Genomic DNA, 12,864 nt, shown 5'->3' with positions numbered 1-12,864 from the left:
AGGGACAAGACGTGGACGCAAGGCCCCGCTTTCCCTAGCTTCAGCCCGCAAATCAGCCCGCAATGCGCCGTCGCGCAGCACCCCGGAGGGGGCGAAAGATCACCATGTCAGAGACCGACCGCACCATCATTCTCAAACTTCTCAACGGCACCCAATCCGGCGCCGAGGTCGCGCTGTCCGATGGCGTTTACAGTTTCGGATCGGGCGAGGATGCCGATCTGCGGCTGATCGACATCGCCATGCCCGCGCTTCAGGGGCGCATTCGGGTGAGCGGCAGCAAGATCGCGCTGCAAGCCTTGGGGACGCCGCTCTCCATGGCCTCGGGTCTGGTGATCGAACCGGGCGGCGAGGACTGGCGCGAGATCGCCCAGCTCGATGTGGTGACCGCCGCGACCACGCGCTTTGCCTTGGGCGTCGAAGGCGCAAATTGGGCGGAACTTCTGATCCCGGGCGCCTCAGCCGCGCAGACTTCGAAAAGCGCAAAATCCTGGTCGCTGCCGAAACTGGAAGGCTGGACCATACCAGCCTCGGCGGCGGCACTCGTGGTTTTGTTGGGGCTCGGCGTCGCCGGGGTCGCCTTGCAATCCCCGCAAGAGACCTCGCCCTCCGCGCAATCGGCCGACACCGCAGCCGAGATCGCCACGCTGCGCAGCGTGCTTGCGTCCCTGACCTTCCCGGCAGAGCTGGACGCCGCCGCCGAAGCCGACGGCAGGCTCATCGTCACCGGCTATGTGCCCGGCGCGGCAGAGCGGCGCGCAGTGGAGAATGCCATCGCCGAGACCGGATTGAACGTCCACAGGCGGATCTGGGCCCTCGACGCGATGCAGGCCGACATCGACGGGCTTTTGAGCGCGCAGGACCCCAATCTGACGGCCTCCTTGTCGGCGGATGGTGTGGTGACGCTTGCAGGTGTGCACCTCGATCCGGCAGAGACCGATGAGATCGTCACGACCATTCGCACACAGGTCTTTGGCCTCAGCGCCGTGCAAAACGACATCCGCACCGCCGGCACCTATCTTGCCGAAGTGCAAGCCTTGATCAACCGGCTGTCCCTGACCGATCTGGTGATCGCCCGCCTCGATGGCATGCTGATCGAGACCACCGGCGTGATCCCTGCGGAAAAGGCCGACAATTGGGTCGGTTTCGTACAGGCCTACGCCAAACGCTTTGCCAACGACGTGCCGCTTCGGTCTTTCGTGACGCTGGAAAACGCGCCGGTCAGCGACAACTCCGTGCCTCTCGTGGTCGGCAAGAGCGAGATCATCGGAGCTCTGGGCGGTCGACAGCTTTCGTCACAGTCGCTCACCGATGGCGTGACCCTTGGCCCGGATCAGGTGTTTGGACCGTTCACGGCGGACAGTGACCCGCAGCTTTCCGTGGAAGAGAGCGCAAGCGACGGCGCACCGAACAGCAGCCCGACGCGCACCACAGTGCCGCCGCTGATCGCCTCGGTGATTTCCGATTACGCCGCGAACAACCCCGATGTGGTCGATGCCATCGTCGCCTCGGCAACCAACGGCCGGGTGACCAGCCTGTCGGCACTTCAGGCCGGGCAATTCTCCTCCGCAGGTGTCCCCCCTCAAATTGCGATGCCCGGCTCCGCCGCTGCGGGCACGATTGCCGCCCTACTTCAGGACACCACAGAGGCCCAAACCGGGCTGAGCGCCCTGCCCGCAACGGGCACCGATTACGAACGCTTCCCGGTCGGCGCACCAGACGATCCGCGCTCAAGACAGCTGATGAGCGCAAGCGCACGTCTCTTTGCCGCGACGGACACCGGGGATCTGGCGCTGTCTGAAACGGCGCAGGCCCTGTTGCCCGGACTCGCGCAGCTGTCGCCGGAACTGTTCCATCTGGCGCAGCGCCAACAGGCGGCCTTGCAAGACGGCCAGACCCTTTTGCGCGGGCCGCGCCCTCTCTCCGCCCAGCCGTATCGCGACCTCTCCACGGAGGGACAATGTTGGCCCGGCGCCAGCCTGCACGCCGAGACGCTCCCCGCCGTCATGCTCTGGCTCGATATTCTAAGCCTCGGGGGGGATGCCGATCTGTCGGGGTTCGACGATGCGACCCGTCAGACCATTCTCGAAGCTGCGCTGTCGCCGGATCGCCTGCGCGCCTGCCTCATGCAGGAGGTCAGCCCCTTTTCGATGCGGCTCGCGACCTCTTCGACCTTTTTGCAGGAAACCGAACGCAACGACAGATTTGCCGATTACATCTTCAGAGACACGCCGCGTTTTCCTCTGGTGATGACCGGTGTCGATCTGAGTGGCGCACGTTACGTCATGCTGGAAAACGGTCGCAAATTGCACGAAGGCTCGGCCCCGACCCTCGACAGCCGCATCGTTTCGATTGGCGAACTGGGGGTGCTTTTGCGGTTGACCTCGGGATATCAGGTCGCGCTTTACCCGGATAGGTTGAGCTGGAAGGTCAGCACGTCCGAATAAGCGCCGCGCCGCGCACGCCTTGCGGAACTTATCGACGTCGGGGTGTGTTAAATGATAAATGTAGGACAGATGAACTCTGACAGTGTGATGATGCGAAATCATGTCCGAACCGCCGGTTCCATTCAAACAAGGAAATGGACATATGCTGAATACCATGCTGGACAGGGTTCTGGATCCCGGAGCCTTGACGGACTTCGAGGGATTGGACATGCCCGATGTCATCAGCAGCCTTTTGCCTGAGCACGATACCCCTGACCTGACGTCAGCGTCGGGCGTGCGATTTGAAAGCGGGGCGACGCGCCTCGAGGTCTTCGAGCTTCTTGAAATGTTGCGCGCCGCAGAACCCGATGTCTGGAATGACGCCAACTATTTCACCGCCTGCGAATTGGCCGCTGCCGGTGAGGCCGAACAGGCCGCGACCGCTTTTTTGTCCTCGGCGGCGCTGGCTGAACATAAAATTCAGTCTTTGTATGGTCTTGCCACGCAGTTGCATGCGATGGGTCAGAACAAGATGGCACATAGCGTGGCCAGTTTCCTAACCCGCGTCTGGCCCGAAGAGCCGCGCTCGCTTGCGCTTTTGGGCACCATCGACGGCGCGCTCGGTCATCTGAAAGAGGCCCGCAAGCACCTGTCGGGGGCCGCGCATATGTCCCGCCGCAACCCGAAATTCGTGAATGTGCTGCGCTATTCGCAAAAGCAACTGTTGCAACAGCAATTCTCTGATCGGCGCACCCGTCCGATTGCCGATGCGCTGAAAGGGAGCTGACCCTTGGCGAGTTCTACACGCATTGCCGGGATGCACATCGGGGTCAGCGGCATCGACCGGCTGCGGGCCGAAGACGATGTCCACCTGCCAACCGACAGCCCCGTCGCGCGCGCGATTTTCCTACCGCAGGTGCAGGCGCTCGATGCGATTCTGGCCCGCCATACGCTGGATGAACGCCTCGCACTCGATGTGGTGCCCGAGAGAATTTCCGCCGATCTGATCACCCCATCCGCTCTGAGCGCCACGCGACTTGCGCTGGCGGAGAAATTTGCCTCGGGCGACGGGCCCGCGATGCAGGCCGCCGGAGCGCTCTTGCAGCAAGAGGCCGGGCTGGACGAAGAGGTGCAAAAGGCGCTGGCGGAGTTGATGCGGGGCTAAAAGGTTTCGCTTCGCCTCACGCCCCTAGCCTCTCACCCCCAAATGCCCCATCTGCGGCGCCTGGAACACTTCGCTGAAGTAGTCAAAGAACATCCGCGTCGCCTCGCTCCACTCCTGCCCCTTGCGCCAGGCCAGACCGACGTCCATCGACGGGATGTCGCGATCCACCACCACCGTGCCGATCCGCCGCCCCTCGAGCGACCAGGGCCGATAGACCATATCGGAGAGGATCGTCACGCCCTGCCCGTTGGCGACCATGGACCGCACCGCCTCGGTCGAAGAGGTCCGCAGCTTGACCTTGGGCACCAACCCCGTCGGCCCCCAATATTTCATCGAGGTATGCGCCGCCTCATCGACCGTCAGCATGATGTAATCCTCCTCGGCGATCTCCTCGAAATGCGCCTGGCCTTTGATTTGCAGCGGATGGTTTTGCGGCACCCACAGCCGACGCGGGGAACTCAACAGGGTTTGGGTCTCAAGTTCGGGACTTTGCGTGTTCGAGGTCAAAAGCACCGCCATGTCGAAGCGATTGGTGATCAGCCCCTCTTCGATGCTCTCGCGGTTCAACTCGCTCAGACGAATGTCGAGTTTGGGGAACCTGTGTTGCAGCCGGTCGAGGTGGAAGGGCAGGAAATATCCGATCACCGTATAGGTCGCAGCGATGTTGATCGTGCCTTCGATCTCGGAATGCCCCTGCACCACATTGCGCGCCATTTCGACCTTTTCCATGATTTCGCGCGCCGCCCCCAAAAGCTCGCGCCCCGGCGGCGTCAACTCCATGCCATGCGCGGTGCGCACGAAGAGGATGGCGTCGAGATCCTGTTCCAACTCGCGCACGGCGGTGGTGATCGAGCTTTGCGAAATCCTGAGTTCGCTGGCGGCGCGGCTGACCTGACCGAGCTCGGCGGTGGCAATGAAATATTTCAACTGACGCAGATTCATGGTGCTGTCCCTGTTCGGAATCTCCGATACCCATCGGCGGTTTATTCCGAAACATCCTGTCGCAGGAGCGCGGAAACGTAAATTTCGAATTTGTAGATATGCATTATCTACAAATCAGAACAACTTTCAGGCGATTTCGTTTCAACTCCGCCCATTTTTGCACCAAATCCCTGTTTTAAGCGATTTACAGATGATCTCTTTCCCGCTCTTTCATTCTGATTTTTCGATAATGCACAAACAATATTTTGAATTTTACAACAGGAAGATTTTTTTCAGAGGATGGGTCCAAAGAAATTAAGGACCGAACATGCGAAAGATCATCGATTTGAATTGCGACATGGGAGAGGGCTTCGGGCATTGGGTTCTGAGCGACGCCCCCGATGAAGAGCTGATGGCTCTGATCTCCTCGGCCAATATCGCGGCCGGGTTTCATGCCGGCGATCCGAACTCCATGGATCGGGTGATCAAACTGGCGCAGGCCTACGGCGTGGGCCTTGGCGCGCATCCCGGCTACCGCGATCTTCAGGGCTTTGGCCGCCGCTACATCAAGACCACGCCCGAAGAGCTGGTCAATGACATCATCTATCAGGTCGGCGCGGTGCGTGAATTCGGGCGCCGTCACGGCATTCGCCTCCAGCACGTCAAACCCCACGGCGCGCTCTACATGGAGGCTGCTGTCAACGAAGACCTGTCGCGCCACATGATCGAAAGTCTGGCGGCGATCAGCGGCGATCTCTTGATCTTTTGCATGGGGACCTCGAAAACCTACGAGGTTGCCAAACGTCTGGGCCAGCCGGTGATCCGGGAATTCTACGCCGACCGTGACTATGGCGACGACGGCTCCATCGTCTTCACCCGCCGCGTGGCGCGGCCCGATCCCGAAGAGATCGCCCAGAAATGTTTGCGTGCCTGCGTCGAAGGCAAGGTGACCACCGTCACCGGCAAAGATATCGACATCGCGTTCGAGTCCATCTGTTTCCATTCCGACACCCCCGGCGCGGTTGAGATCGGGCGCGCCATTCGCGCCGCTCTCACCGAGAACGGGATCAACATCGCACCGGCCTCCGCCGTGCTCGAGACCGCCTGAACCGGTCCAAACAACAGGGAAACCACATCATGAGCGACATTCAATCCCCCCTCCCCGGCACGTTTTATCACAAACCCTCCCCCGAAGAGCCGCCCTTTAAGGCGCCCGGGGATGCGGTGGCCGTGGGCGACCAGATCGGCCTGATCGAAGTGATGAAAACCTTCATCGCCGTTACTGCCGACATCGCGGGCACCTTCAAAAGCTACAACGTCGACGACGCCACCCCCGTCACCGCAGGCGCCGTCTTGGCGGAGCTTGACTGACATGGCGATCCAACGACTGTTCATCGCCAACCGTGGGGAGATCGCCGTGCGCGTGGTGAAAGCCGCGAAAGCCCTCGGCATCCACACGATTCAGGCGCATTCCGAAGCGGACACAGAGATGTTGGCCGTCAAACTGGCCGATGAGGCCATCTGCGTCGGTCCCGCGCAATCGAAAGACAGCTACCTCAACATCCCCGCCATTTTGAAAGCCGCAAAGGCCACCAAGGCGGACGCGATCCATCCGGGCTATGGCTTTTTGTCCGAAAGCCCCGCCTTTGCCCGCGCCGTGGAAGAGGCCGGTCTGATTTTCGTCGGCCCCTCCGCCGACACGATCGAGCGCATGGGCGACAAAGTTGCGGCCCGTCAGGCTGCGGAGGCCGCTGGCGTGCCGGTTGTCCCCGGGTCCGACGGGCGCATCGACGTCTCTGAGGCGTTATCTGTCGCCGAAAAGATTGGCTATCCGGTGATGATCAAAGCCGCCGCAGGCGGCGGTGGGCGCGGCATCCGCATCGCGAAAGACGAAGCCGAGTTGAAAACGCTGGCCCCGCAAGCCAAGGCCGAGGCCGAAGCCGCCTTTGGCGACGGGGGTCTCTACATCGAACGCGCGATCCTCTCGCCGCGCCATATCGAGGTGCAAATCCTGGGCGATGGCGAGACAGCCGTGCATTGCTATGAGCGCGAATGCTCGCTGCAACGCCGCCGCCAGAAGGTCTGGGAAGAAGCAGGTGCGATGTGCCTTGACGACGAGACCCGCGAGAGCCTCTGCGCCTCTGCCGTGGCGCTGGCCAAAGCGGTGAACTATCGCGGCGCGGGCACCTTGGAATACCTCTACGACGAAGCGGCGAATGAGTTCTACTTCATCGAGATGAACACCCGCATTCAGGTCGAACATCCCGTGACCGAAATGGTCACCGGCGTCGATCTTGTGGCCGAAATGATCAAGGTCTGCGGTGGTGCGGCACTGTCGATGACGCAAGATGAGATCAAAAAGACCGGTCACGCCATCGAAGTGCGCCTCTGCGCCGAGGACCCGTTCCTGAACTTCATGCCCTGGCCCGGTGTCGTCTCCACGCTGAAGGAACCCACCGGCGACGGCGTGCGCTTCGATCACTTCCTCTCCGAGGGCTATCAAATCCCGCCCTTCTACGACTCTCTGCTGGGCAAGGTCATCGTTTACGCCGAGACCCGCGAGGCCGCCATCGACAAGCTGGTGGAGGCGCTCGAAAGCATGGAGATCGGCGGCACGAAAACCACCGCGCCGCTGCATCTGGCCTTGGCCTCCGACCCGGAGGTGCGCAAAGGCGCCTTCCACACCCAATGGCTCGAGCCCTGGCTTGAGGCTGGCAACCTGTCCGCAACCAAAGGAGACGCCGCATGAAAACGCGTTACACATATGGCGGGGACGAACATATCTATGTCGAGATCGACGATGAAATGTCGCTCGACGCCTTCTTCATCGCGCTCTCTCTGTCGAACATGGTGCGCGAGGCGAATATCCCCGGCGTGACCGAGATCCTGCCCGCCAATGCCTCTTTCGAAGTGCGGTTCGACCCCGACGTGATCGCGCCCGACGCGATGATGGAGAAGATCAAAGCCTTCGAACATCAGGCCGAAGCGCAGGAAAAGCGCCTCGACACCCGGATCATCGAAATCCCGCTCTATTACGAGGACCCCTGGACCCACGAGACCCTGATGCGGTTCCGCGAACGCCACCAAGACCCGACGGGCAGCGATCTCGATTACGCCGCGCGGATCAACGGCTATGATACGGTCGCCGATTTCATCGAGGCGCATCACAGCCAGCCGTGGTTCGTCTCGATGGTCGGCTTTGTCTCCGGCCTGCCGTTTCTCTACCAACTCGTCGAGCGCGACAAACAGCTCGAAGTGCCGAAATACCTGCGCCCCCGCACCGACACGCCGAAGCTGACGGTGGGCTATGGTGGCTGTTTCTCCTGCATCTATTCCGTGCGCGGCGCGGGCGGGTACCAGATGTTCGGCATCACGCCGATGCCGATCTACGACCCGGAGCAAAAGATCAGCTATCTCAAAGACTTCATGGTCTTCTTTAAACCCGGCGACATCGTGAAATGGAAACCCATCGACCGCGCCGAATACGACCGCATCACGCAGGCGGTCGAGGATGGCACCTACACGCCGCGCATCGCCGAGGTCGCTTTTGATCTCGACGCGTTCAACGACGACATGACCGGCTTTAACGCCAAGCTGATGGAGGCCCTCAATGACGCTTGAGATCATCAAACCCGGGCTTGCAACGACCATTCAGGACCTTGGCCGCCCCGGCTATTTTCACCTCGGCATTCCCGAAGGCGGCGCGATGGATCGCCTCGCGTTTCGGGCCGCAAACCTGCTCGTTGGCAATGACGAAGGGGCCGCGGGATTGGAAGCCGTCTTCATGGGGCCGGAGATCAAATTCGGCGCCGAGATGAGCGTGGCCGTGACAGGCGCAGAGATGCCCATGTTCCTTGACGGCGAGCCGCGCGAGACATGGACCTCCTTTACGGTGAAACCCGGTCAGGTGCTGTCCTTCGGCTTTCTGAAAACCGGCGCGCGCATCTATATCGCGGTCTCCGGCGGCATCGACACGCCGCCCGCACTTGGCTCGCGCTCGACCTATCCGATTGGCGCTTTGGGTGGCTTTGAAGGCCGCGCCATTGCCGCAGGCGATGTGATCCCTGTCGGCGACGGGTCGGTGGTGGCGGAGGGACGCGTGGTCCCCGACGCGCTCCGACGCCGCCCCGGCACCCCGGCCGAATTGCGCGTCCTGACCGGCCTGTATTGGCACCGTTTGACGGAAAAGAGCCAAAAGGCGTTCTTTGACGACGATTGGGTGGTCGCGCCCGAGGCCGACCGCATGGGCTACCGCTTCCGTGGCGGCCAGCCGATGGAATTCGTCGACCGTCCGCAGCCCTTCGGCGCAGGCTCCGATCCGTCGAATATCGTCGACGGCTGTTATTCCTACGGCTCCATTCAGGTGCCCGGCGGGCTTGAGCCCATCGTGTTGCACCGCGATGCGGTGTCGGGCGGCGGGTATTTCACCCTCGGCGCGGTGATCTCCGCCGATATGGACCTCATCGGGCAATTACAGCCCAACACGCCGGTCAAATTCAAACGCGTCGAGATGGACGAAGCACTTGCCGCCCGCGCCGCACGCAAAGCCCTGATTTCAGACATTCGTCAGTCCCTCTCCTGAGGGGCCGACGTCCCCCCGGGGCTTCGGCCCCACCTCGAAAGCCAGACCACAACAATAAGCGGCACAAAGCCGCCTTCCCTGATGAACCAACAAGGAGTCAGATCCATGAAACTCGCCCTGATGACAGGCGCGGCGCTTGCCGCGCTGGCCACATCCCCCAGCTTTGCCGAAGACTGGTTTCCCTATGAGGCCGAAGAGGTGACCCCCGCCTTCTCGACCGACGGGACCGCCAGCGCCGTCACCTACACGCCGCTTGAGAAGGCCGATGCGGCCTATGACATCTGCGTGTCCTTCCCGCATATGAAAGACGCCTATTGGCTGGGTGTCGACTATGGCGTCGCAGAAGAAGCCAAGCGTCTCGGCGTCAAGATGAACCTCGTCGAAGCAGGCGGCTACACCGAGCTTGCCAAACAGGTGAGCCAGATCGAGGATTGTGTGGCCGCAGGGGCTGACGCGGTGATCATCGGCGCGATTTCTTACGATGGCCTGAACAACGTGATCAAAGAGACCGCCGCCAAAGGCATTCCGGTGATCGATGTGATCAACGGCGTCTCCTCGCCCGACATCTCCGCCAAATCTCTCGTGTCCTTCTACACGATGGGCTTTGAGACCGGCAAATATCTGGCCGAAAAACACCCGGCGGGCAGCGATCCGGCCAAAGTCGGCTGGTTCCCCGGTCCGGCAGGCGCAGGTTGGGTCGAGGCCGCGAACTCCGGCTTTATGGAGGCCGTCAAAGGCTCCGCCATTGAGGTTCTGGAACCGCGCTACGGCGACACCGGCAAGGAAGCCCAACTCAAACTCGTCGAGGACGTGCTGCAATCCGACCCGGATGTGAGCTACCTCGCGGGCACGGCCGTCACCGCCGAAGCCGCACAGGGTCTGTTGCGTGAACGCGGTCTGACGGATGAGATCGGCCTTTTGGCCTTTTACATGACGCCTGGCGTCTACACAGGCATCCAGCGCGGCATGATCGCGGCGGCACCGGCGGATTCCATGGTCATTCAGGGCCGGATCGCCATGGACCAAGCCGTGCGGATCATCGAAGGCAAGGACTACGTCAAACACGTCGGGCCGAAAATCTTTGTCGTCGACAGCGACACCATTGGCGATCTGTCCCGCGATGCGATCCTGCCGCCGGAAGGCTTCCGCCCCGTCTTCTCCGTCGAGTGATCGCCTGATCCCTCTTTGATCCGAAGACACGGGTGAGGCCTTGCCGTCTCACCCGATAGGAGGCCCCATGACTCTTCCTCTTCTCACGACCCACAACCTCACCAAGACCTACCCCGGCGTGCGTGCCCTCGATGGCGTAGATTTTGATCTTATGGCGGGCGAAGTGCATGTTTTATTTGGCGAAAACGGCGCGGGGAAATCCACGCTGATCTCCATGCTCGCAGGCGCAAATACACCCTCCGAGGGCAAAATTTACCTCGATCATCACGAGGTGGCCTTCGACTCCGTGGCCCGCGCCAAGGCGCATGGCGTCTACACGGTGTTTCAGGAATTCTCTCTCATCCCCACGCTCACCGTGGCCGAGAACATGTTTCTCGGACAGGAGCCGCGCATGGGGATTTTGATCGACCATGCCGATATGCGCCGCCGGGCGCAGGAGATTTTCGATGAGCTGGGCTTTCCGATTTCCCCCACCGCGCAGGTCTCCACGCTGTCGCGCGCACAGCAGCAGATGCTGGAGATTTCCAAGGCGTTTCACGGCGATCTGAAGGTGCTGATCCTTGATGAACCCACCGCCTCCCTGACCGAACGCGAGGTGGATCACCTGTTCCATTTCATCGACCGACAAAAGGCCAAAGGCGTCGGCATCATCTATATTTCGCACCGGATGCAGGAGTTCAAACGCATCGCCGACCGCATCACCGTGCTGCGCGACGGGGCCAAGATCGGCACGGTCGAGATGGCGGGCACGGATGAGGCAGCTTTGGTCGAAATGATGACCGGACGCCAGATTGCCGACATCTATCCGACCATCGCCACGACGCCCGGCGACGTGGTGCTTGAGGTCGCGGATCTCGCCACCCTCGGTATCGCGCCCTCTTCGCTCCGCCTGCGCCGAGGCGAGGTTCTGGGTGTGGCGGGGTTGGTCGGCTGCGGCAAATCGCGGTTCTTCCGCGCCATGATGGGCTTAGGTCCCCGACGTTCCGGCACGGTCCACTTGAACGGGCACGACATCACCGGACTGCCGACTCGCGAGATCATCCGCGCAGGCCTCTATTACCTGTCACCTGATCGCAAACACGAGGGGCTGGATCTGGCCAAGACCTCTGACGAGAACCTTGCGCTCAATGTCGTGACCTCCGGTGCGCCCGTGAAACGCGGCTGGATCGACTGGCGCAATGTGCGTGACACGGTGGCCGGGATTGCCACGCGGGTCGAGCTGCCCGAGGACTACCGCGCCCGGCGTGTGTCGCAACTATCGGGCGGTAATCAGCAAAAGGTGCTCTTCGGCAAAGCCTTTGGTCAGGAGGCCGATGTCTATATTTTCGACGAACCCACCGTGGGCGTCGATATGGGCACCCGCGCGGCCCTTTACCTGAAAATCAAGGCTCTGGCCGAAGCGGGCAAGGCGGTGATCGTGATCTCCTCCGATCTGCCCGAAGCGATCAACCTGTCCCACCGCATTCTTGTTTTCGCCAATGGTCATGTGTCGGCAGAGCTGCCGCGCGCTGAGGCCAGCGAAGACACCGTCCTGAACTATTTCTTCACCGAAAGCGAGCCCGTCCAATGAGCGATGCAACCGCAGCGGCGCAGGTCACACCGCGCGCCAATCCGATCAAAACCCTGTTCATCCGCGTGGGCGTCTTGCCGTTCTTTCTGGGCATCGCGTTGGTGGTGTTCTCCTTTATGTCCGACAAATTCCTGACCGGGCAGAACCTGATGAATGTCGCGCGCCAGTCGGTCTATCTGGTGCTCGTCTCCTTGGGGCAAATGCTGGTCTTGGTCTCCGGCGGGTTCGATCTGTCGGTCGGCACCGCGATTGCGCTGACCTCTGTGGCCTCCGCCCTGTCGATGACATGGGCCGCGGGCGTCTTTGACAGCGTGTTCCTGATCATCGCGACCGGCATCCTCGCAGGCGGCTGCGTCGCGCTGATCGTCGGGCTGATCAACGGCGTGGGTGTGGCCTATTTCGAGGTCTCGCCTTTCATCATGACGCTGGGCGTCTCCTCCGTGGGCGCAGGGCTTGCGCTCTTCATGACCGGCGGCATCCCGATCTCCGGCCTGCCCATTGCCTTTGGCGACACCTTCGGGTTCGGCAAATGGTTCGGCGTGCCCGTGCCGGTGTTCATCGCGGTGATCTGTATCGTCGTGATGTGGCTGATGATGTCGCGCACCACGCTGGGCACCCGCATCTATGCCGTCGGCGGCAACATCAAGGCCGCGCATCTCTCGGCCATCGACACCAAGAAGACGCTGGTTCTGGCCTATGTGCTCTGTTCGCTGATCGCCGCGCTGACCGGCGTGCTTTTGACCGCCCGCGTCGAGAGCGGCGAGGCCAATCTCGGCGGCACCATGGCGCTTGAATCGATCGCAGCCTGTGTCATCGCGGGCGTCTCATTGCGAGGCGGCATCGGGCGGGTTCAGAACGTGGTCTTGGGCGCGTTTTTCATCGTCATGGTGCAAAACGGCATGAACATCGCCCGCGTCAGTTCCTACATGCAGATGGTGCTGCTGGGCAGCTTGTTGATCCTTGCGGTGATCTTTGACCAGATGCGCTACCGGATGATCATGCGCGGCGCGTAACGCCCCGCTCACAGATGGTC

12 protein-coding genes are annotated in these 12,864 nt (G+C 61.6%); 11 read left to right on the top strand and 1 reads right to left on the bottom strand.

Annotated features, from left to right (window positions below; all coding sequences use genetic code 11):
- Positions 1 to 104 precede the first annotated feature (104 nt).
- The 3 genes from LC094_RS04430 to sctX all read left to right on the top strand — a co-directional run bounded on the left by LC094_RS04430 (position 105) and on the right by sctX (position 3,588).
- A complete protein-coding gene (locus LC094_RS04430) occupies positions 105 to 2,444 on the top strand; it encodes an EscD/YscD/HrpQ family type III secretion system periplasmic domain-containing protein (protein ID WP_226550537.1) in 2,340 nt (779 codons plus the stop codon).
- Between the two features lie 142 nt (positions 2,445 to 2,586).
- Entirely contained in the window at positions 2,587 to 3,210 is a 624-nt protein-coding gene (locus LC094_RS04425) for a hypothetical protein (protein WP_226550536.1), read from the top strand.
- 3 nt (positions 3,211 to 3,213) lie between these two features.
- Positions 3,214 to 3,588 carry a type III secretion apparatus assembly protein SctX gene (gene sctX, locus LC094_RS04420; protein WP_226550535.1) on the top strand — a complete coding sequence of 125 codons (375 nt, stop codon included), beginning with the start codon at positions 3,214 to 3,216 and terminating at the stop codon, positions 3,586 to 3,588.
- A gap of 24 nt (positions 3,589 to 3,612) precedes the next feature.
- On the opposite strand, the gene LC094_RS04415 is transcribed toward sctX, so the two are convergent.
- On the bottom strand, positions 3,613 to 4,530 hold the full coding sequence (locus LC094_RS04415) for a LysR family transcriptional regulator (protein WP_226550533.1): 918 nt from the start codon (positions 4,528 to 4,530) through the stop codon (positions 3,613 to 3,615).
- A 307-nt stretch (positions 4,531 to 4,837) separates the two neighbouring features.
- On the opposite strand from LC094_RS04415, the gene LC094_RS04410 reads away from it, so the two are divergent.
- The 8 genes from LC094_RS04410 (at position 4,838) to LC094_RS04375 (ending at position 12,844) form a co-directional block, all read left to right on the top strand.
- Positions 4,838 to 5,617, top strand: coding sequence for a 5-oxoprolinase subunit PxpA (locus LC094_RS04410; RefSeq protein ID WP_226550532.1), 780 nt, complete (start codon positions 4,838 to 4,840; stop codon positions 5,615 to 5,617).
- Between the two features lie 29 nt (positions 5,618 to 5,646).
- Positions 5,647 to 5,880 (top strand): acetyl-CoA carboxylase, encoded by a 234-nt coding sequence (locus LC094_RS04405; protein ID WP_226550531.1) that lies wholly within the window; start codon positions 5,647 to 5,649, stop codon positions 5,878 to 5,880.
- A 1-nt stretch (position 5,881) separates the two neighbouring features.
- Positions 5,882 to 7,258 carry an acetyl-CoA carboxylase biotin carboxylase subunit gene (locus LC094_RS04400; RefSeq protein ID WP_226550530.1) on the top strand — a complete coding sequence of 459 codons (1,377 nt, stop codon included), beginning with the start codon at positions 5,882 to 5,884 and terminating at the stop codon, positions 7,256 to 7,258.
- On the top strand, positions 7,255 to 8,130 hold the full coding sequence (locus LC094_RS04395; RefSeq protein WP_226550529.1) for a 5-oxoprolinase subunit B family protein: 876 nt from the start codon (positions 7,255 to 7,257) through the stop codon (positions 8,128 to 8,130). The genes LC094_RS04400 and LC094_RS04395 overlap by 4 nt, the downstream gene beginning before the upstream one ends.
- Positions 8,120 to 9,091: a 5-oxoprolinase subunit C family protein gene (locus tag LC094_RS04390; RefSeq protein ID WP_226550528.1), complete on the top strand. Its 972-nt coding sequence runs from the start codon at positions 8,120 to 8,122 to the stop codon at positions 9,089 to 9,091. The genes LC094_RS04395 and LC094_RS04390 overlap by 11 nt, the downstream gene beginning before the upstream one ends.
- Before the next feature lie 105 nt (positions 9,092 to 9,196).
- Entirely contained in the window at positions 9,197 to 10,261 is a 1,065-nt protein-coding gene (gene torT / locus LC094_RS04385) for a TMAO reductase system periplasmic protein TorT (RefSeq protein WP_226550527.1), read from the top strand.
- A gap of 67 nt (positions 10,262 to 10,328) precedes the next feature.
- A complete protein-coding gene (locus LC094_RS04380) occupies positions 10,329 to 11,831 on the top strand; it encodes a sugar ABC transporter ATP-binding protein (protein WP_226550526.1) in 1,503 nt (500 codons plus the stop codon).
- Positions 11,828 to 12,844 (top strand): ABC transporter permease, encoded by a 1,017-nt coding sequence (locus LC094_RS04375; protein ID WP_226550524.1) that lies wholly within the window; start codon positions 11,828 to 11,830, stop codon positions 12,842 to 12,844. The genes LC094_RS04380 and LC094_RS04375 overlap by 4 nt, the downstream gene beginning before the upstream one ends.
- Positions 12,845 to 12,864 lie beyond the last annotated feature (20 nt).

The sequence above is a fragment of the Celeribacter naphthalenivorans genome, assembly GCF_020524585.1.
Classification (GTDB): Bacteria; Pseudomonadota; Alphaproteobacteria; order Rhodobacterales; family Rhodobacteraceae; genus Celeribacter; species Celeribacter naphthalenivorans.
This window is presented reverse-complemented; position numbering and strand designations above follow the sequence as displayed.

Excerpts from the sequence above, each read along its gene's own strand:
- LC094_RS04395 (WP_226550529.1), top strand. The coding sequence starts at position 7,255 with ATGAAAACGCGTTACACATATGGCGGGGACGAACATATCTATGTCGAG.
- LC094_RS04400 (WP_226550530.1), top strand. The coding sequence starts at position 5,882 with ATGGCGATCCAACGACTGTTCATCGCCAACCGTGGGGAGATCGCCGTG.
- LC094_RS04410 (WP_226550532.1), top strand. The coding sequence starts at position 4,838 with ATGCGAAAGATCATCGATTTGAATTGCGACATGGGAGAGGGCTTCGGG.
- LC094_RS04430 (WP_226550537.1), top strand. The coding sequence starts at position 105 with ATGTCAGAGACCGACCGCACCATCATTCTCAAACTTCTCAACGGCACC.
- LC094_RS04405 (WP_226550531.1), top strand. The coding sequence starts at position 5,647 with ATGAGCGACATTCAATCCCCCCTCCCCGGCACGTTTTATCACAAACCC.
- LC094_RS04425 (WP_226550536.1), top strand. The coding sequence starts at position 2,587 with ATGCTGAATACCATGCTGGACAGGGTTCTGGATCCCGGAGCCTTGACG.
- torT (WP_226550527.1), top strand. The coding sequence starts at position 9,197 with ATGAAACTCGCCCTGATGACAGGCGCGGCGCTTGCCGCGCTGGCCACA.
- LC094_RS04415 (WP_226550533.1), bottom strand. The coding sequence starts at position 4,530 with ATGAATCTGCGTCAGTTGAAATATTTCATTGCCACCGCCGAGCTCGGT.
- LC094_RS04380 (WP_226550526.1), top strand. The coding sequence starts at position 10,329 with ATGACTCTTCCTCTTCTCACGACCCACAACCTCACCAAGACCTACCCC.
- LC094_RS04390 (WP_226550528.1), top strand. The coding sequence starts at position 8,120 with ATGACGCTTGAGATCATCAAACCCGGGCTTGCAACGACCATTCAGGAC.
- LC094_RS04375 (WP_226550524.1), top strand. The coding sequence starts at position 11,828 with ATGAGCGATGCAACCGCAGCGGCGCAGGTCACACCGCGCGCCAATCCG.